Here is a 19658-nt window from a genome sequence, read left to right on the forward strand (position 1 = left end):
ATCCCCCAATTGCCCCCACCACCCCCACGGGCTAGGTTGAGCCCTCATTTCCTCCGGAGTCCCAACCCATGCCCGGCTATTCCGCCCGCCCACCCGCCATCCCGACCGTGGTCCTCGACGATGCCGTCACCCGCATCACCCGCTGGGATTTCGAACCAGGCGCCGCAACCGGGCATCACACCCATGGCCTCGGCTATGTTGTCGTACCGCTCACCGATTGCCATTTCCTGATCGAGGATGCCGAAGGCGAGCGCCGCGTGACGTCGAAGGCCGGCGAGGCCTATCGGCGGGATGCCGGCGTCGAGCATAATGTCATCAATGGCGGCGACCAGCCGATGAGTTTCATCGAGATCGAGTATAAATGAGTAAGACGGAAGATCCGGCTGGCGATCAGCCGGTGCCGCAATTCGTTACCGCCTTCGAGCCGCAGCATGGCGTGGCGGTGCCCGTGGCAGACGGCGTCGAGCGTCTCACAGCGCCCAATCCGAGCCCTTTCACATTCCACGGCACCAACACCTATATCGTCGGTCAGAAATCCGTCTGCGTCATCGATCCCGGTCCCGACAATGAAGCCCATTTCGAGGCGCTGATGGCAGCGCTTGAGGGCCGTGAGGTCACCCATATCGCCGTCAGCCACACCCATCGCGACCATTCCCCGCTCGCCCGTCGGCTAAAGGACGCGACGGGCGCGATCATCGTCGCCGAAGGCCCGCATCGCCCGTCGCGTCCGCTCTTTGAAGGCGAGGTGAACCCCTTCGCCGAAAGCTCCGACACCGATTTTGTCCCCGACCTTGCCCTTGCCGACGGCGAGACCGTCGAAGGTGATGGCTGGAAGCTCACCGCCGTGCATACCCCCGGCCACACCGCCAACCACGCAGCCTTTGCGCTTGATAACACCGGCATCCTCTTTTCCGCCGATCACGTCATGGCCTGGGCCACCTCGATCGTCGCCCCTCCCGATGGTGCGATGAGCGATTACATGGCCTCGCTCGACCGGCTGCTCACGCGTGACGACCGCCTGTATCTGCCCGGCCATGGCGGTCCGGTCAGCGAGCCCCGCGCTTTCGTCCGGGCACTGCGCACCCATCGTCTGATGCGCGAGCGCGCCGTGCTGGAGCGCATTCGACAAGGCGATCGCCGGATATCGGACATGGTCAAGGTCATCTACGCCACCACCGATGCCCGCCTGCATGGGGCAGCCGCCCTTTCAGTGCTCGCCCATCTCGAGGACCTCGTGGAGAAGGGCCTGATCGCTACGGACGGTCCGGCGAAGCTGTCGGGAGAGTATCGGCCGGCTTGAGAGGTCATGAGCCTTCGGCTTGCCCCCTCTGTCCGCTGCGCCGACATCTCCCCCACAGGTGGGGAGAGTGGAGGGTGCGGCAGCGCCGGCGTTTTCCGCTCTCCCCCCGTGTGGGGGAGATGGCCGCCCTTCGACAAGCTCAGGAGGCCAGAGGGGGTGCCAAGCGGCACAGGGCCAGCCTCAGTTCCCGGCAATCCCCAGAAGCTCCGCATCCAGCGCATGCAGAAAGCCCTCGGCAATCTCATCGCTGATCCCCAGATCATGCGGCCCGTAGCGTGAGGCGACGCGGATGTCGACGAGCGTCATCTCCGCTTCTTCGCGAAGCCGCACGACGGCATCAAAGGGCAGCCCAAGCACCAGCGTGCGGGTGGCAAACTGCAGCCGGGCCGTCCCCTCCGGTTCGCCGTCATCCAGTGGCACGAGCAGGCTCGGCTCGGGGCGCGCGGTCGGCAGCGGCCCGCTTTCCGGCAGCGCGTCCTGGGACGCGGGTGCTGCGCCCTGGGCTTCCTCCTCGACCGGGACTTCCGTCGTCGGCCGCAGTTCCAGCGCCGGCAGGCCATATTCCTCGCCCCGGCTTGCCGTCACCACCAGCCGGTTTTCGCCCGCCACCTTGCGCACCGCCTCATAGACGCGGTCGATTGCCCCTTCATAGCGCCGGCCGTTCAAACCCGGATAGGCGGCAAGCTGCGCCTCGCCGGCATTGTCAGGCAGGGCAGGGCGGGGCAAGAGATTTTGCGGCGCATCCGGCAGGGACACGAAGGCCGGCCGATCGGCGAGATCGGTCGAAACCTCGGTCAGTTTCGGCTTGGTGACATAGAGGTAGTAGCCATAGCCGGGCAGGGCGAGCGGCACGGCCGCATAGATCAGCGCCCAGGCGGAAGCCACGCCCCCGAGCGCACCGATCTGCCAGAGCCGGGCAAGGCCGAGAAGCGCAAGCGGAACGGCAAGCGCCGCCGGCACGGCAGCTGCCAGCACCAAAAGCACGAAATCCGGCGTCGAGAGCGGCCCGAAGCGATGCGCCAGCACGACGATCAGCAGCAAGCCGAGCGAAAACAGCGCCAGCCGTCGCGCGAGAAAGGCGGAACGGGACACCGGACGGTCATAGCGGATATGCATCAGGATCTACCGGAATCAGAGGCGACACTGACCGCTTGTAACGGCTGACGTGGAAGGCGTCGACTGGCAATGCGGTCTGCTTCGCCTCACGGCTCACCGTTGCGCCGGCCGCCGAGAAGCGGATTGTCGCCGAACTCCGGTGGCGGAATGGCGTTGTCGTCGACTGGACTGTCGAAGCTCTCTGGCGCCTCCGTAAGCCCGTCCTCGACCGCCGGATCGAGCGGCGCAAGCGACTGGTCGTCAAGCAGCTCGGGCAGCGGCGGTGCATCGGGTGAAAGCGGCACGTAGAGCGAGACGGTAACGATGACCGCGATCACCATCAGCCAGGAACCGATGATCCGTGCCGGGATGGTGAGCCAGGCGCCGCGGAACGGGCCCAGCATCAAGCCGGGGATGACGAGGATCCACAGCGCGCCGAGCACGGCGGCGAAAGCGAATTCCTTGATGCCGATGCCGAAGTCGTCGAGCCCGATGAACAGCGCGAAGGAGAAGCCGACGACAGCGGCCGCAAGCGGGGCTGCAATCCGGCGCACCCGCGCCGGCAGCCACAGGACCACGCCGGACAGCATCACGGCGATGGGTGCGATCAGGAAGAGCTCGTGCCCGAGCGGGCTCTGCAGGATGGCGCTGAAGATCGGGTCGAAGAAGAGGAGCATCGGCGTGATCACGCCAAGAAAGGCGAAGACAATCGAGACGACCTCGCCTCGCCGCTCGGCCATGCCGATGGCGACTGACAGGCCAAGCATGGCCAGAACCAGATCATAGATCGACAGCGTGAAGAGATAGCCGAGCTCGAAGAAGGCGAATTCATGCGGAATGGCAAGCGAACCTGCAACCGTGAGAACACCGGCGAGAAATACCGATAAGGCGATCCGGAAGCCAGGCGTGCGAACTCCGGCGCGGAAGCGTTCGGCAGCAGCGCTCGCCTTGCCCTCGGCGCCGTTGACGGTGGCCGGGTCGCGGATCGCCGCGCCGCTGCCCTCGCCATGAGCCACGCTGCGGACGGCCCCTGAAGGCCCGCTCTTCGCGACAACCCGCCCCGTTTTCCTGTGTGGCTGCTTCTGCTTCTTCATGTCCAGGGTCCGAGCTTGCGCGGCAAGCCGCAGCCCTCAGCCTATTTCACACGAGGCTTGATTTGTCACCGCTTGCCGCTGCACTCTCTCGTGAGAGGGAGGGTCCGGGCCATGGCCATCGTCATGCTGACGGCCGTCACGCGCGTCGAGCGCAAGGCCGCAACGAGTTTCGTCTTTGACACCGTCAACCGCCTCGGCGGCTGGATCGACGACACGCGCATGTATTCGAACCTGATGAACACGATCCGGATGACGCTTCCGGCCGGCGCATTTGGCACGCTGATCGACGTATTGGAAGAGGGCGGCATTTCCGTTGGGCCACCAGAGGGGCCAGGTGATTTCAGCGATCCCGCTATTGAGCGTATGGCAACGCTGCAGCTCACCTTCATCCACGACGAGCCGGACCTGAAGCGCGAAGTGCCCTCGGTTCCGGGCTGAAGATGCCGTGAGCACAGGCATAACACAAAAAACCCGGCGGTTGCCCGCCGGGTCTCTCGTGTTGTCTGGCAGACGCGATCAGGCGGCGCGGCGCTGATGCCGGCCTTCCTCGATCTCCTCGACGATCTTCGCCACGAAGGCATTGAGATCGCCGGGATTGCGCGAGGTGATGATAGCCTGATCCGTGACCACGGCCTCATCGCGCCAGTCGGCACCGGCATTGATCATGTCGGTCTTGATCGAGGGGAAGGAGGTCGCCTTGCGGCCCTTGACGGCACCGGCCTCGATCAGAAGCCATGGGCCGTGACAGATGGCAGCAACGGCCTTGCCGGAATTGACGAAAGTCTTCACCACGTCGACGGCCTTCTGCTCCTTGCGCAGGAGGTCGGGATTGATCTGGCCGCCCGGAATGACCAGAGCATCGAAATCATCGATTTCCACCTCGTCGAGGGTGAGATCGACATCGACAGTGTCGCCCCAGTTGTTCTCGTCCCAGCTCTTGATCGGCGCCTTTTCGAGCGAGGTGATCTTGACCTTGGCACCCTTGGCGGAGAGCTGTTCCAGCGGCACGCGCAGCTCGGAGCGCTCATAGCCATGGGTGGCGAGGATAAGGATGCGGGCGGATGTGATGGAGGGCATGGGATGTCCTTTTCATTGGTTTTTCTCGTTGGGGATGAAAAGGAAACGACGTGGCCGCAGCATCGTTCCGGGAAAAACGCACGTTCCTCCTTCCGAAGGTGTTGCCGCCCGGCTTTCGCTTTGCTAATCAGGCCGCGATTTGCAGCGCATCTTTCCGCCTGCAACTCCGTTGGGGCGTCGCCAAGCGGTAAGGCACCGGTTTTTGGTACCGGCATTCCCAGGTTCGAATCCTGGCGCCCCAGCCATATCCACAGGCGGTCTTTTAAAAGTGATATACGTACTGCGGTTGCGGCTCGCGCGTCCGTCATGCCACGCAGCCTGTCCATACTTGTCGTGACCCTTCATTCTGCGCGGGATCATGCACAAGCCGTCTAAACTTGACTGAAACGGAAAGGTTGTGCTCAACGGCACATCCGGCGCGCTGAAGCCGCTGGAAGCCTTGTCGCGCGTCCCGGGTCTTGCCATGGATGAGGTGACACGTCCCGGCCGCTTGCCAGTGCCCTTTGCGGGTGCCATGGACCATTGCAGGATCATCGCATGCTGAAACAGTTTTTCGCCTATTACCGCCCGTGGAAAGGTCTGTTCTGGCTGGATTTTTCCTGTGCCGTTGTTTCTGGCCTGCTGGAGCTTGCCTTCCCGCTCGCCGTCACCGCTTTCATCGACAGGCTGCTGCCGACCGGCAACTGGACGCTGACGCTGATTGCCGCCGCCGGCCTGCTCGCGATCTATGTCGTCAATGCAGCCCTGATGGCAATCGTCATCTATTGGGGTCACAAGCTCGGCATCAATATCGAGACGGCGATGCGCGCCAGGGCCTTCGAGCATCTGACGACGCTCTCCTGGCGCTGGTATGATACGGCCCGCACCGGCAAGCTGGTCGCCCGCGTCACGCGTGACCTAGAAGAAGTGGGAGAGGTCGCCCATCACGGGCCAGAAGATCTCTTCATCGCCATCATGACCTTTGTCGGCGCCTTCATCCTGATGCTCAACATGCATGTCGAACTCGCGCTGGTCACGGCCCTCATCGTGCCGGGCACGGTTGCTATCGTCTCGATCTATGGCAGCCGCATGACCCGCACCTGGCAGGAGATCTATGGCCGCATTGGCGCCTTCAATGTGCGCCTGGAAGAAACGATCGGTGGCATTCGCGTCGTCCAGGCCTATGCGAATGAAGATCATGAGCGGAAACTCTTTGCCAAAGACAATGCCAGCTACCGCAAGACCAAGCTCGACGCCTACAAGGTGATGGCCGCCTCGTCCTCCCTGCACTACATGGGCATGCGCTTCGTCCAGGTGGTGATCATGGTGATCGGCTCGGCCTATGTGCTCTCGGGCGCCATGACGACCGGCAGCTTTGTCGGTTTCCTGCTTTTGGTCGGCGTCTTCTTCCGCCCGCTCGACAAGATCAGCGCCGTCATCGAAACCTATCCGCGCGGCATCGCCGGCTTCCGTCGTTACCTTGATCTGCTCGCAACCGAACCGGAGATCACCGACAGCCCGAACGCCCGCCCGGTCTCGACGCTCAGCGGCGAAATCGCCTTCTCCAACCTCACCTTTGCCTTCACGCCCGGCCGCCCCGTGTTGCACGACATTTCGCTGCATGTGAGGCCGGGGGAAACGATCGCCTTCGTCGGCGAGTCCGGTGCCGGCAAATCGACGCTTCTGTCGCTTTTGCCGCGCTTCTACGAGCCGACCTCGGGCACCATCACCATCGACGGTCTGGCTCTGCCGGACATGACCGTCGAGAGCCTGCGTCGCCAGATCGGCCTCGTCTCGCAGGATGTCTTCCTGTTTGGTGGAACGCTGCGGGAAAACATCGTCTATGGTCGCATCGGTGCAAGCGACGACGAGGTGCTGGAGGCCTGCCGCCGGGCCCAGCTCTCGACCATGCTGGAAAACCTTCCCGAGGGCCTCGACACCATCGTCGGCGAGCGCGGCATCATGCTGTCCGGCGGCCAGAAACAGCGTGTGGCGATTGCCCGCGCCTTCCTCAAGGATCCGCCGATCCTGCTGCTCGACGAAGCGACGTCAGCGCTGGACAGCACGACGGAGCGCGAGATCCAGTCTGCGCTGGAGGAGCTGTCCAAGGGCCGCACGACGCTTGTCGTCGCCCATAGGCTTGGCACCATCCGCAATGCCGATCGCATCGTCGTCATGCAGCAGGGCCGCATCGTCGAAGTCGGCAACCATGCCGAACTGATGAAGCGGCAGGGCGCCTGCGCAAAGCTTGCGGCCTGATGGACAAAGGGCAGGCGCCCGGCACATCAGTTCCGATAGGCTGCGGCGCGCGTGGCAGTCGATCAGGCGTTCAAATGCGGGCTGATAATGCTACGCCCAGGGGCGCCGCTCGCTCGTCGTCGATCGCCGGTTCCGCCTCGATCTTGCGAAATTCCGAAGGCGGACGTCCATAGCGGCTGACGAACAGCTGGCGCATGTTTGTCTGGCTGCCAAGGCCGGCGAGGCGCGCGACATCCTTGATCTTGCGCTCCCCTGACCGGAGCATTTCACGGGCATAGGCCAAGCGGACGGACAGCACGAAATCACCCACCGTCTGGCCGGTCCTTTGCTTGAAGGCGCGTGACAGGGTGCGCTCACTCATCGCGACCATGCTGGCAAGTCGGCTGACGGTGAGGTCGGCCGAGGGGTTTGCGATTACCCATTCCTGGATACGCTCGACCGGGCTGCGTCGATCGCCATGCACCAGATGTGTGCCGCCATTGGCGAAGCGAGGACGCATGTCCGGAAACCGGTCGGCAAAACGCTGGCTGACATCCATCGCCGCCTCATGGCCAAGGTCTTCCTCGATGAGGGCCAAAGCGAGCGACAGCCCGACGGCCGGCCCGCGTGCACTCCAGATCTTGCCGCTCTTGTGCAGATCGTAATTGGCGTCGACGATCGTCTGGTCGCAGAGCGTCGCGAGACGTTCCTCGACCGCGCTGTCCGCCGCCACGGTCTGTCCGCGCGTCATCCCGGCGGCAGCAGCCAAAAGGACGCCGTTTCCGAGTGCCACAATCCGGCGGATCGACTTGCCGCGCCGGGCGAGAAATACGCTGCATTCGAGATCCTGATCCTGCAGGTCGCTCACCGAGGAGTTCGGCAGGATCAGCGTATCAATGTCCAGGGGCGCGCTGGTGATGTCATGGGCGGCCTGGACCCTGATCCAGGGCTCCTCGGCCTGAAGGCTGTCCTGCCCATAGGCGCAGGTCGTGAGCAGATAGGATGCTTCGCCATTCGGGTCGCGTGCTGACCGAAGTGCCTCGACGAAGGACGCCAGATCTAACATTCCGCAATTGCTGCGCAGCACAATCATCACTGTCCGCATCGCTGTCCGGTCCTTAGGGCGCCAATGGTCGTAATGTGCTCATCTTGATGAAAAATGCGAATTTATGAACAAATTTTGACCTAGGAATGTCTAAAAACTAGTCAGTATGATTATTTGCGGATTATGGTATCAGTATAAACCAAATTGTATTGATGTGTTGTTGCATTGGATTTCGTTGATGACTTCGAGTCCGGTTATAACAAATAATATATGACAATTTGAATGGCGCTGCAGACCTTTTTTGGTTATTAATTGCATGGTGTCGGCGTGTGAATTCTATGTTGCACCGCAACTATTCGGACATTTTGCGACAAGATTCCGACAACTGCGCAAGTCAGTGACACACTGCACTTCCCATTCTCCGCGAACGGCTCCTAACGTTAAGTCAAGATTAACCTTTCGGGTCTTGCCGCTTCCCCATCTTGCTTGACGTGTCTCAATTCGAGGACGCATTCGAGAGCGCGGCGAAGCGGGCAGGGCCATCCCGGGTCAATCGACGATTGAACTCATGAGGAGTCCGAGCCCGTGCGAGATTTGCTTCGCTATGCAACCTGGTTGGCCATCGTCGTGGCGATGTTCGTTTTGATCGCCCAGCCCGTCGGCCATGCCGCGCGCTTCAACCTTTCCATCATCGTGATCGCCCTTCTCGGCGCCATCATGCTGCTGAAGCTCGATGGCTTCTGGCGCCACATCTTCCTGGCGCTGGCGAGCGTCGTGATCCTGCAATATGCCTATTGGCGCACGACGAGCACCCTGCCGCCGCTGGAGGATCTCTATTCCTTCATTCCCGGTGTCATTCTCTACGCCGCCGAGATGTACTGCATCTTGATGCTCGGCATCAGCCTCTTCGTCGTCGCCGATCCGATTGATCGCCCGCGGGCGCCGCAGCTGGCCGACGACGAGAGCCCGACCGTCGACGTCTTCATCCCCACCTACAATGAAGATCGCGAGATCCTGGCGCTCACCGTGGCGGCAGCCAGGGCGATGGACTATCCCTCGGACAAGTTCACCGTCTATCTCCTCGACGACGGCGGCACCGATCAGAAGCGCAATGCCGACGATCCGGTCGCCGCAGCCCAGGCGAAGGAGCGCGCGGCAATCCTCAAGGATCTCTGCAGCGACCTCGGCGCCGTCTACATGACCCGTCAGGAGAACGTGCATGCCAAGGCCGGCAATCTGAATGCCGCACTCTGGCGCACCCATGCCGATCTTGTCGTCGTCTTCGACGCCGATCATGCTCCGGAACGCAACTTCCTGCGCGAGACCGTCGGCTACTTCCTGGAGGACGAGCGCCTGTTCCTCGTCCAGACGCCGCACTTCTTCTCCAACCCGGATCCGATCGAGCGCAATCTCGGTACCTTCGGCCGCATGCCGTCCGAGAACGAGATGTTCTACGGCAAGATCCAGAAGGGCCTCGACCGCTGGAATGCCTCCTTCTTCTGCGGATCGGCCGCTGTCCTGCGCCGTGAGGCTCTGGAAGAGGTCGGTGGCTTTTCGGGCATCACCATCACCGAGGATTGCGAGACCGCCCTCGAGCTTCACGCCCGCGGCTGGAACAGCCTCTATATCGACAAGCCGCTGATTTCGGGCCTGCAGCCGGAAACCTTCGCCAGCTTCGTCGGCCAGCGTTCCCGCTGGTGTCAGGGCATGGTGCAGATCCTGATGCTCAAGAACCCGCTCTTCAAGCGCGGCCTCTCCCTGCCGCAGCGCCTGAGCTATATCTCGAGCTCGCTCTTCTGGTTCTTCCCCTTCGTGCGCGCCGTCTTCTTCGTCGCCCCGCTGCTCTTCATCCTCTTCGACATGAAGATCTTCGTCGCGTCCTTCGAAGACTTCTTCGCCTATACGGTCATGTATCTGATCGTCGGGGAAATGGTTCGCAGCTACCTCTATGGCAGCGTTCGCTGGCCCTGGATTTCCGAGCTCTACGAATATGTGCAGTCGGTCTATCTGTTCCAGGCGATCATCAGCGTGCTCCTGAAGCCGAAGAGCCCGACCTTCAAGGTGACCGCCAAGGGCGTCTCCCTGAAGCAGGACCGCCTTTCTGAACTCTCGCTGCCCTACTTCATCATCTTCGGCATCCTGTGCTTCACGCTGTTTGTCGCGGCCTATCGCTACAACACCGAGCCCGAGATCTCGAGCCTGCTCCTGATCGTCGGTGCCTGGAACTGGATGAACCTGATGATCGCCGGCTGTGCGCTGGGCGTCGTCACCGAACGCAGCCAGGACCTCGCCGGCGTCGAGCTGCCGCTGCGCACCAATGTCGAGTTGCAGTTCGGCGAGACCGTGCTGCGCGGGGCAATCACCGAGGCTTCCGCCAAGGGTGCCAAGCTCATCCCGGCACAGGGCGCCTCCCGCATGTTGCGCAAGGGCGAATACGGCCGCCTCCAGCTGCTCAACGTCTCCTCCACCATGCTCGTCACCTCGCTGCCCGTCAGCATTGCCGGCGGAGCACCCGACGAAGACGGCGCGATTGCACTGCGCTTCGATGCCGAGCCCTATCACTTCCCGATTATCGCGGAACTGCTGATGCACGACATGTCGGTGGTCCGGGAACAGCGTGCCCTGCGCCAGCGCCCAAAGAGCATGATCGCCGGCAGCATCCGCATCCTGCGCTGGGCGATCATGTGCCCGCTCGCCGCGATCGGCGTCGCGCTCGGTGGCAAGCCGGCCGACAAGGCCGAGCCGCAGAGACTGAAACCTCTTGCCGGTGCGGCCCTGGCCGCTGCCCCGGTCCGTCACCAGGAGGCCGGAGAATGATCAGGCAACACCTCTCTTCGCTGGCGACCGTCGGTCTGCTCTTCGCAGCCTCGCCGTCCGCTGCATCCACCTCCGCCGGCTTCGTTCTGGCACCGCAGGTCAAGGTTGAGACCGAAGCCAAGGAATATTTCCAGGACGAGGGCCAAATCCGCCGTCTGATTGCAGACAAGCAGGACCTGTTCTTCACCGGCGAGACCGCCAATCGCGAATATCCTTTCGTCGTGCTGCCCTCGGAAATGACGGGCTCGGCCAAGCTGATCCTGACTTTGCAGACGGCGATCTCGGTCGCGCCGGAACGCTCTGCGATGCGCATCTTCGTCAACGACCGGGATATCGGGTCGGTCAACCTGAAGTCCGGTGACGCCCATCAGGTCGAGCTCGAGCTGCCGAAGGGGCTTCTTCAGCCCGGCTACAATGCCGTGACCGTGCTGATGGACCAGTCGCATCGCGTCGATTGCTCGGTCGAGGCGACCTATGAATTGTGGACCCAGATCGATCCTGCCCGCAGCGGCTTCGTTTTCACCCGCAACGCCAAGGACGATCCGAGCGATGTCTCGACGCTTCTCGCCTATAGCCGCGACGTCAATGGTCATGCCGCCATCAACGGCCTGATCCCCCGCGGTGCTGCCGGCGAAGATATCGACCGTACCTTTGCCGTCGTGCAGGCGCTCTCGATCCTCGGCCATTTTGATCGTCCGGTGGTCACCGTCGGCAGCAGTGCCGGCTCCGGTCCCGGCATCGATCTAGTGGTCGGCACCTTCGGTACGGTGCGCGACCTGATCGGTGTTGTCCCGCAGCAGTCCGGCGTCGAGTTCGACATCGATCCGGCCACGGGCCGGAGCCGCATGGTGGTGGCAGCCCGTACCGCCGATGAACTCGTCAGCACGATCCGGGACTTTACCCTGCGTGCCCAGACGGAAGTGACCGACGGCTCGCCCCAGGGACGTCGCGCGCTTGGCAATCGTCGGGGACGCCTGCTCGAATCCGGCAGCGCAAACACCCTGGCCGAACTCGGCTTCGTCGCCCGTCCCTTCGCCGGCCGCCATTTCCAGCAGGCGATCGCCTTCAGCCTTCCGGCGGACTTCTATCCGGGTGACTATGGTGCCGCGAACCTGAAACTGAATGCCGAATACGCCGCCGGTCTTTCGCCGACGGCCCAGATGGTCATCCGCGCAAACGGTGACACCGTCGCCAATATCCGCCTCGGCGAGGCGCGCTCAGGCCGCATCGACGGCCAGGTCCTGCCGATCCCGCTGGACAAGCTGAGACCCGGTTACAATGTCATCGAGTTCGAGGCGGAGCTGCATGCGGCGTCCGATATGGTCTGCGACCCCTCGACCCTCGGCAACACCACCGCGCGCTTCTTCATCAAGGGTGACAGCACCCTCAATATCCCGGCTTTCGCCCAGATCGGCCACGCCCCGGATCTCGCGGTGGTCTCCGCCGGCAAGGCGGATTTTGACGACGATGCGGCCATGCCGCTCTACGTCGAAAACATGGACAACGCTGTTCTTGGTGCAGCCGGCACCTTCCTCGCCAAGATGGCCTATGTGTCGCGCGAGGTCAGCCCCGTTTCGGTCACCTCGGGCTGGCCGCTGGACCGCCAGGGGTCGCTGCTGGCCTTCGGAACCTTCTCCGGTTTTTCCGGCCAATTGCAGTCGGATCTCGGGATCAACCTCAATCCGATCGCGAGCGATCTGAGCCTTTCGATCGATCAGACTTCTGCGGATCCGAGCGGCGCGCCGGTCGAAGTGGCCGCCCCCGCACTCTCCGTCGACGGCACGCCGGTGACGGTGGACGAACCGGGGCCGACGTCTCTCGTTGCCCGCCTGCGGGAGGGAACCAACAATCTTTACGATGGGATCAGCACCCGCATCCGCATCCAGGCCGCTCAGCTCGGTCTCGTCGAAGACAGCAATGTCCTCTCAGCCGACGCCGTCTACCAGGTCAGCGGCGAAGCAGACATGCTGGTCGCCCAGCGTCTCGTCAACGACAGGGATGCCTGGACTGTGGTCGCCGTTCGGGATCCGGCTCTGCTTTCAGACGGCTTGAGAAGCCTCGTTGAGGCCGATGTCTGGGGTCGTCTCGGCGGCTCTGTCAACGCCCTCAAGGGTGACGGGACCTTCGTCGAGCGCAAGATGGCGGCCCATGAGCGTCTCTATGAGACGAAACCGCTCAGCCTGCAGAACGGCCGCCTGATCGTGGCCGGCTGGTTCTCCAACAATGCCCGGGAGTTCACCATTGCGCAGATCCTCGCCGCAATCCTTCTCGGCGCGTCGACCTTCGTCGTTCTTCGGCAGGGACGGAAATCGTGAAGACACGCACGCGTCTCCTGTCGCTTCTGCTGTTGGGTTGCTCCCTGTTTACGGGTGCCGCAACGATGGTGCGGTCGCAGCCGGAGGAAAATGTTGCAGCCGATCTCGCCGCCGGCGCCTGGCTGGTCTACCGCCACAACTTCCTCACCGAAGAGGGGCGGGTGGTCGACAACCGGGCCGGTGGCATCAGCCACAGCGAGAGCCAGGGCTATGGCATGCTGATGGCCGAGGCGGCTGACGATCGTGACGGCTTCGATCGCATCTGGCAGTGGACGAAGGCCAACCTCTTCGTCCGCGAGGACGGTCTCGCCGCCTGGCGCTGGGATCCGACGCAGATGCCGCCGATCACGGATCGCAACAACGCGACCGATGGCGACCTGCTCATCGCTTGGGCGCTGATGCGGGCCGGGAAGCGCTGGGGCGATGCCGACCTGCAGCGCGAGGCCCGGCGGATTTCAGACGCCATCATCGCCCGGACCGCGATCGACACGGCACACGGCCTCGTTATCCTGCCCGGTGTTCAGGGTTTCGGAGAAAACGACCAGGCGGACGGTCCGGTGGTCAACATGGCCTACTGGATATTTCCGGCGATCGTCGATCTCGGACGTTTGTCGAACCGTTTCCCCTCCGCAGCCCTCATGGACAGCGGTGTGCGTCTGCTGCGCGAGGCCCGCTTCGGTCCGGCAAGATTGCCGGCGGACTGGGTGTCTCTCTCGGGCGAGACGCCACGTCCGGCAAGCGGCTACCCCTCGCAGTTCGGCTATGATGCAATCCGCGTTCCGCTTTATCTGGCCTGGTATTCGCGCGACTACCCGGACATTCTCGAGGTCTTTGCCGCCCACTGGAAGCAGTTCGGTCAAGCCTCCATGTCCGTCGTCGAGCTTTCAACCGCCACGCGTCTCGCCCCAATGCCCGGCCCCGGCTACCAGGCCGTCGCCGGCCTCGTCGAATGCAGCCTGGGCCGACGTCCCGATGTCGCCCTTCTCTCTGACTTCAGCTCCCAAGACTACTACCCCGCCACGCTCCATGTGCTCAGCCTCATGGCGATCGCTGAAAGGTATCCCACATGTTTGACCGATTTCCCCTGAAGACTGCCCTTCTTCTCGGCGCCTGCATCACCATCCCGATCAGCCAGGCCACGGGAGATGGGTTCAACAACTTCCCGGCCATGGGCGTTGTCGTTCCGGGCGGCGTGGTGCTGTCCAACGTCTCCGTGCCAGCTGGCGTCCAGCCGGCGATGCCGAGCTTCGCGCCGGTCGCGGCGCCGACCCTTCCGCCCGTCGTGCCGCCGACCATCGCAGCGCCGCAGCCGGTGATGCCCGTCGCACCGGCTGCCGCCCAGATCGTTCTGCCCACCCCTATGCCGGAGCCGACAACCCCCATGGCCATGGCGCCGCAGGCTGCCTCACCTGTGATCCGCGATGTCGCGCCGGGTGAAAACCCGTTTGGGCCGAGCCAGGCGACAGCGGCGAAAAGACCGGCTGTTCAGCCGGCGCCCGTCGCCGTCAGCGCCCAGGCGCCCGCAGCGGTATCGCGTCGCGACAGTGTCGAGCTCCAGATCGCCCGCCTCAGCCAGCAGACCGAGGAGCCCGTGGTTGCGACCCGGCCCGAGGTCGATGACACGGCGCTGCGTTACTATGCCCAGACACGCGACCTGAAACGTCTTGGCGCGGAGCTGCGCCGCCTGAAGGCTCTCTATCCCAACTGGGATGCGCCGGAGGATCTGTTTGACGCTCCGAACAACATCTCCGAACAGCCGCTCTGGGATATCTTCGGGAGCGGCGACTATGTGCGCGTCCGCACGGAGATGGCGAGGCTGCAGAGCGAGAACCCCAACTGGAAGCCTAGCCAGGAACTCCTCGACAAGCTGGCCCAGGCCGAAACCCGCAGGCTGATGGAGCGCTCGCACGCCCAGCGCAACTGGGCCCAGGTGGTCAGCCTGGCCGAGGGCTCGCCGCAGCTGATGGTCTGTGCCGAGATGAACACCATGTGGATCACGGCCGAAGCACTTGCCCAGTCCCGGGACTTTGCCCGTGCCTTCGATCTCTACAAATACATCGTCACGACCTGCGAGGATCCGAGCGAGCGGCTGTCGACGGTGCAGAAGGCAAGCCTTCTGCTGCCCGAAGCCGGAACCCGTTCGCTGGTCGCCCTCGGCTCTGTCCTGCCTGACGGCACGGGTGAGTTCGACAATGTCTCCTTCGATCTCGTGCGCCGCAAGATGGGCCAGATTGCTCAGGGCAATGCCGCGACCGGTCTGACGCTCGACGAGTTGCAGCGCTTCAGCGACTATGCCCAGCGCTCGTTCTCGGCCGCCGATGCGGAGCTGTTTGGCTGGTTCTACTATGGCCAGCAAAGCTGGGAGGCCTCCTATCACTGGTTCGTCAGCGCCACGCGCATGACAACCAGCCTGAAGAGCATCGAAGGCGTCATCCTCACGCTGCGCAACATGGAGCATCGCGACGAAGCGCTTCAGCTGGCCCGCCAATATGCAACCCAGACCCCGGAGCTGAAGAAGATCTATATCGAGCTGCTATCGGCCGGCCTCACCGATCAGGACACCCCTCTGGTACCCACAGAGGAGGAGCTGAAGACCTTCGAAGCCTATGTCTTCGAGCAGAAATCGGCACTGGGCGCCCAGGCGCTTGCCTGGCACCGCCTCGACAACAAGGCCACCAAGGACGCAACGCGCCTCTTCCAGCAATCGGTGGAATGGGAGCCGACCGAAGGCGGCGTCGTGGGCCTTGCGGTTCTGGCCTCGCGCGCAAAGAACTGGGGACGGGTCGCATCGATCAAGAAGCAGTATGGCGAGAAGTTCGCAGCCCTCGACAACGTCAAGGTCTATCGCCCGAGGGTTGTGGCAAAGCGGCCGCCGGCCAAGCCGAAGGAAACACCCGACCTGCTGACCTGGCTGCTGCAGAAGAACAAGAAGGACGAGAAGAAGGGCAGGGTCGAAACGCAGTGACGGGGTAAGCCTGACCAAGGGCGCCGGATGATAACCCCCGATCCGTCGGGGGAAGTCTCTTCCGGCGGCCGATCTGCTGGAGTCCACAAAAGCGCGCTTCGGACCAATGACTGCTTACGCCTGGCCCATCCGGGCATATTGCAGCGCCAGCCGCATGCCGCCCGTTTCGACCACCGGCACTTCAAACCCGTAGATCGCCTCCAGCACCTCGGTTCGCATAATCGCACCGGGCAGCCCGTCGGCGGCGATCCGGCCGTCCTTCATGGCGATGATCCGGTCGGCGCTCGCAGAGGCATGGTTGATGTCGTGCAGCACGATGACGATGGTGCGGCCGGTCTCATCGGCAAGCCGGCGCAGTTCCAGCATCAGCTGGCGGGCGTGATACATGTCGAGATTGTTCAGGGGTTCGTCGAGCAGGATATAGTTAGTCCCCTGCGCATAGGTCATCGCCACCATCACCCGCTGTCGCTGGCCGCCGGAGAGACGGTCGAGCGAGCGGTTGGCAAGGCCTTCGAGCTCGAAACGGGCAAGCGCCTCCTCGACCATGGCGCGATCCTCCGTCGTCATCCGCCCGCCGCTATGCGGAAAGCGGCCGAAGCCGACCATTTCGCGCACGGTGACGCGCGGCGGCGGGCCGGAATCCTGTCGGAGGATCGCAAGCTTCTTGGCCAGCACCTTGCCGGGCGTCGCGCCGACCGGCAGTCCGTCGATGGTGACGGATCCCTGCTGCAGCGGCAACAGCCGGGCGGCAAGCGAGAGAAGCGTCGATTTGCCAGCCCCGTTCGGGCCAACCAGGGCGGTGAGGCCACCCCTCGGCAGAACAAGGTCGATGCCCTCAAGCACGCGCTGTCCTTCGCGAGTGAGGCTGACGGATTGGAATTCGATCATCGGGTGCGCCTCGCAAACAGAAGCAGGATGAAGACAAGGCCGCCGAGGAAATCGACGACAACAGAGAGCGTGCCGGCCTGGCCAAGCCCGTGCTGCAACAGCGTCTGCCCGCCGACCAGCACGATCACGCCGAGCAACATGGCAACCACGAAGACGGAAGCATGCCGGCGCGAGGACGTCAGCCGCTCGGCAAGCGCTGCGATCAACAGGCCGAAAAAGGTGACGGGGCCGACGAGCGCGGTGGAAACGGCGACCAGAGCCGAGACGACGAGCAGATTGTGCAGCACCACCCGGTTCCAGTCGACGCCGAGACCGATGGCCATGTCGCGTCCGAGCGCGGCGATGTCGAGCAGATGGCGGCGCGAGAAGAGGAAGCCGCCGGCCAACAGTGTAACGAGTGCTGCGATGGCGAGCAGGTCCGTATTCGGCGCGGAGAAGTTGGCATACATCGCCCGCTGCGCCACGGCGAATTCCTGCGGATCGATCAGGCGTGCCAAAAGACTGGTCAGGCTGCGGAAGAGCCCGCCGATGACGACGCCAGCGAGCAGCATCAGCGTCAGGTCCATCCGGCTTTTCAGCGCCGGCCAGAGAATGACCATGGCCAGCAGCATCAGCGCGGATGCCTCCATGCCGAATTTCAGATGCGGCGAGAGCGAGACATAACCCAGCCCGCCAAGTGCAAAGACGAGGGCTGCCTGACCGAACTGGTAGAGCGCATCGAGGCCCATGATCGACGGGGTGAGGATGCGGTTGCCGGTGATCGTCTGGAAGGTGACGGTCGAGAGCGCGATTGCGACGGCGACGGTCACCAGCGCCGCAAGCCTGACGCCGCGCAGCTCCAGCGCAAAAGCGATGTTGCCGCGCAGGTTGACCGTCATGAAGGCGATGACGGCCAAGAGCGCCAGACAGAGGAGGAGAGCAATGACGATTCGGTCACGCATCGCGGCGCTCCCTGAGGATGAACCAGAGGAAGACCGCCGGCCCGATCACGCCCATCACCGTGCCGACGGGGATCTCGTAAGGAAAGCGCATGAGGCGACCGGCGATATCGGAGGCGAGAACCAGGATCGCCCCGCCAAGCGCCACAAGCGGCAGCGTGCCGCGCAGATTGTCGCCCGAGAGGCGCGAGACGAGATTGGGCACGACGAGGCCGACAAAGGGGATGAGCCCGACGACGACGACCGAGAGCGCCGACATCACCGAGACCAGCACCAGCCCGATCTGGGTCATGCGGCGATAGTCGATGCCGAGGCTGGTCGCCTGGTCCTCGCCGAGCGCCATGATCGTCAGCCGGTCGGCAATCAGCATCGCCGCCGCGACGATGACCACGGCGACGAAGAGCAGCTCGTAGCGACCCTTCAGCACGCCGGAGAATTCGCCATTGGTCCAGATGTCGAGATATTGCAGGAGATCGGTCTGCCAGGCGACATAGGTGACGGCCGCCCCCACCACGCCGCCATAGACCAGGCCGAAAAGCGGCACGAGATGCGGCTGTTCCGGTGGCAGGCGATGGGCGGTGGCGAGGAACAGCGCGGTGCCGGCAAGCGCACAGCCGCTGGCGACCAGCGCCTTCACGCCGAGGCCCGCTGCCGGCAGAAAGAGCGTCACGATCAGGATGCCGAGTGCTGCACTCTGGGCGGTGCCCGCCGTCGAGGGCTCGACGAAACGGTTGCGCGTCAGCGTCTGCATGATCTGGCCGGCAACGGCGAGCCCCGCACCGCAGAGCACGGCGGCAAGCGTGCGCGGCAGACGGCTGATGGCCATGAGATCGGCAAAGGGCATCGCACTGTCAGTGCCGGAGAGCGACAGTTCCTGCACGCCGATGGCAAGGCTCAACATGACGAGAAGCGCCAGGCAGAGCCAGGCGCCAATCATCACGCGGCGATGGTGTGTATCAGCGATGGCAGACATCACTGGCTGGCGGAGAAACCGGCCTCGATCGTCGCCAGCACCCGTTCGGTGGCCTTGAGGCCGCCTGCGGCGATGTAGAAATCCGCCGACGGCAGATAGATCACCTGGCCGCTCTTCCAGGCCTTGGTCTCGGCGACCAGCGCGTTGTCGAGCGTTGCCTTGGCATTCTGGTCATTGGCGCCGATGGCGGCGGCCCGGTCGAGCACCAGCAGCCAGTCGGGATTGGCCTTGGCGATGAATTCGAAGGAGACCGGCTCGCCATGGGTGGCGGCTTCGACATCTTCGACTGCCGGCGGCAGGTCGAGCGCCTTGTGCACCCAGCCGAAGCGGGAATCGATCCCGTAAGCGGTGATCTTCGGCCCGTTGGTCATCAGGATCAGCCCCTTGCCCTTGCCCTGAACGGCGGCCTTGGCGCGGGCGAGCGCTGCGTCGAATTCGGCAACCGCCTTCTCGGCCTCCGCCTGCTTTCCGAGGATCGCGCCATAGGTGAAGGCCCGCTCTCGCGCCTGGTCGACCACATTGACGCCGTCCATGGTCATGTCGAGCGAGGGCGCGACTTTCACCGTCTCCTTTTCCTTGCCGGAGGAGCGTCCGCCGACAATGATCAGGTCAGGCGCAAGCGCGCTCAAGGCTTCGAGATCGGGCTCGAAGATATCGCCGACAACCTCGGCCTTACCCTTCAGGTCGGAGAGTTCGGAGAGATAGAGGTTTTCCGGAATGCCTGATGGCATCACGCCGATGGCCAGCAGCGTATCAAGGGCGGCAATGTCGAAGACGGCAACCTTCGACGGCGTGCCCTCGACGGTCACCTTGCCGGCATAGGTCTCGACATCGAGCGCCAGCGCCGGCAGGGCGGCAAGGGTGAGGCCGGCGGCGATCAGTGCGCGGCGGGTAAAGGAGCGGGTGGTCATTCTGGTCTCTCCGAAACGTAAGC

Annotated in this window: 17 protein-coding genes and 1 tRNA gene; 10 read left to right on the forward strand and 8 right to left on the reverse strand. The window is 63.6% G+C overall.

Translation table 11 applies throughout. The annotated features are described in order from the left end of the window. Positions 1–68 precede the first annotated feature (68 nt). Both IP85_RS17335 and IP85_RS17340 read left to right on the forward strand, forming a co-directional pair. A complete protein-coding gene (locus IP85_RS17335) occupies positions 69–365 on the forward strand; it encodes a cupin domain-containing protein (protein WP_054150935.1) in 297 nt (98 codons plus the stop codon). After that, the gene (locus IP85_RS17340; protein ID WP_054150936.1) at positions 362–1300 is read left to right on the forward strand and encodes an MBL fold metallo-hydrolase; all 939 of its coding nucleotides are present in this window, start codon (positions 362–364) and stop codon (positions 1298–1300) included. The genes IP85_RS17335 and IP85_RS17340 overlap by 4 nt, the downstream gene beginning before the upstream one ends. A gap of 180 nt (positions 1301–1480) precedes the next feature. On the opposite strand, the gene IP85_RS17345 is transcribed toward IP85_RS17340, so the two are convergent. Both IP85_RS17345 and IP85_RS17350 read right to left on the reverse strand, forming a co-directional pair. Beyond that, entirely contained in the window at positions 1481–2416 is a 936-nt protein-coding gene (locus IP85_RS17345) for a DUF1499 domain-containing protein (protein WP_054150937.1), read from the reverse strand. An 86-nt stretch (positions 2417–2502) separates the two neighbouring features. After that, positions 2503–3489: a hypothetical protein gene (locus tag IP85_RS17350; protein ID WP_054150938.1), complete on the reverse strand. Its 987-nt coding sequence runs from the start codon at positions 3487–3489 to the stop codon at positions 2503–2505. 111 nt (positions 3490–3600) lie between these two features. Between IP85_RS17350 and IP85_RS17355 the strand changes: the two genes are divergently transcribed. After that, complete coding sequence (locus tag IP85_RS17355; RefSeq protein WP_054150939.1) at positions 3601–3927, forward strand: hypothetical protein; 327 nt, start codon at positions 3601–3603, stop codon at positions 3925–3927. Positions 3928–4005: 78 nt separating this feature from the next. On the opposite strand, the gene IP85_RS17360 is transcribed toward IP85_RS17355, so the two are convergent. Continuing rightward, positions 4006–4566, reverse strand: a complete 561-nt coding sequence (locus IP85_RS17360) for a type 1 glutamine amidotransferase domain-containing protein (protein WP_054150940.1) — start codon at positions 4564–4566, stop codon at positions 4006–4008. A gap of 170 nt (positions 4567–4736) precedes the next feature. Between IP85_RS17360 and IP85_RS17365 the strand changes: the two genes are divergently transcribed. The 3 genes from IP85_RS17365 to IP85_RS17370 all read left to right on the forward strand — a co-directional run bounded on the left by IP85_RS17365 (position 4737) and on the right by IP85_RS17370 (position 6804). Beyond that, positions 4737–4811 (forward strand) — tRNA-Gln (locus tag IP85_RS17365). Positions 4812–4963: 152 nt separating this feature from the next. Then, on the forward strand, positions 4964–5110 hold the full coding sequence (locus IP85_RS22240) for a hypothetical protein (RefSeq protein WP_156322953.1): 147 nt from the start codon (positions 4964–4966) through the stop codon (positions 5108–5110). Next, positions 5104–6804 (forward strand): ABC transporter ATP-binding protein, encoded by a 1701-nt coding sequence (locus IP85_RS17370; RefSeq protein WP_054150941.1) that lies wholly within the window; start codon positions 5104–5106, stop codon positions 6802–6804. The genes IP85_RS22240 and IP85_RS17370 overlap by 7 nt, the downstream gene beginning before the upstream one ends. A gap of 70 nt (positions 6805–6874) precedes the next feature. On the opposite strand, the gene IP85_RS17375 is transcribed toward IP85_RS17370, so the two are convergent. Next, on the reverse strand, positions 6875–7849 hold the full coding sequence (locus IP85_RS17375; RefSeq protein ID WP_054150942.1) for a helix-turn-helix domain-containing protein: 975 nt from the start codon (positions 7847–7849) through the stop codon (positions 6875–6877). 564 nt (positions 7850–8413) lie between these two features. On the opposite strand from IP85_RS17375, the gene bcsA reads away from it, so the two are divergent. Genes bcsA through IP85_RS17395 form a run of 4 tightly spaced genes read left to right on the forward strand, consistent with a single transcriptional unit; the run spans position 8414 to position 15925 of the window. Further along, complete coding sequence (bcsA, locus tag IP85_RS17380; protein WP_245280894.1) at positions 8414–10645, forward strand: UDP-forming cellulose synthase catalytic subunit; 2232 nt, start codon at positions 8414–8416, stop codon at positions 10643–10645. Continuing rightward, entirely contained in the window at positions 10642–12960 is a 2319-nt protein-coding gene (locus IP85_RS17385; protein ID WP_054150943.1) for a cellulose biosynthesis cyclic di-GMP-binding regulatory protein BcsB, read from the forward strand. Before bcsA ends, IP85_RS17385 begins: the two co-directional genes overlap by 4 nt. Next, complete coding sequence (locus IP85_RS17390; protein ID WP_054150944.1) at positions 12957–14048, forward strand: glycosyl hydrolase family 8; 1092 nt, start codon at positions 12957–12959, stop codon at positions 14046–14048. Before IP85_RS17385 ends, IP85_RS17390 begins: the two co-directional genes overlap by 4 nt. Then, entirely contained in the window at positions 14027–15925 is a 1899-nt protein-coding gene (locus IP85_RS17395) for a hypothetical protein (RefSeq protein ID WP_069041920.1), read from the forward strand. The genes IP85_RS17390 and IP85_RS17395 overlap by 22 nt, the downstream gene beginning before the upstream one ends. A gap of 114 nt (positions 15926–16039) precedes the next feature. Here IP85_RS17395 and IP85_RS17400 read toward each other — a convergent pair whose 3' ends face one another. The 4 genes from IP85_RS17400 to IP85_RS17415 are packed head-to-tail and all read right to left on the reverse strand — an operon-like array spanning position 16040 to position 19635. Then, positions 16040–16813 carry an ATP-binding cassette domain-containing protein gene (locus tag IP85_RS17400; RefSeq protein WP_054150946.1) on the reverse strand — a complete coding sequence of 258 codons (774 nt, stop codon included), beginning with the start codon at positions 16811–16813 and terminating at the stop codon, positions 16040–16042. Further along, complete coding sequence (locus tag IP85_RS17405) at positions 16810–17754, reverse strand: iron chelate uptake ABC transporter family permease subunit (protein WP_054150947.1); 945 nt, start codon at positions 17752–17754, stop codon at positions 16810–16812. Before IP85_RS17405 ends, IP85_RS17400 begins: the two co-directional genes overlap by 4 nt. Then, complete coding sequence (locus tag IP85_RS17410) at positions 17747–18724, reverse strand: iron chelate uptake ABC transporter family permease subunit (RefSeq protein ID WP_054150948.1); 978 nt, start codon at positions 18722–18724, stop codon at positions 17747–17749. The genes IP85_RS17405 and IP85_RS17410 overlap by 8 nt, the downstream gene beginning before the upstream one ends. Then, entirely contained in the window at positions 18724–19635 is a 912-nt protein-coding gene (locus IP85_RS17415; RefSeq protein WP_054150949.1) for a siderophore ABC transporter substrate-binding protein, read from the reverse strand. Before IP85_RS17415 ends, IP85_RS17410 begins: the two co-directional genes overlap by 1 nt. Between the last annotated feature and the right edge of the window lie 23 nt (positions 19636–19658).

Source organism: Rhizobium sp. AAP116 (assembly GCF_001295785.1).
In the GTDB taxonomy this organism is placed as follows: domain Bacteria; phylum Pseudomonadota; class Alphaproteobacteria; order Rhizobiales; family Rhizobiaceae; genus Allorhizobium.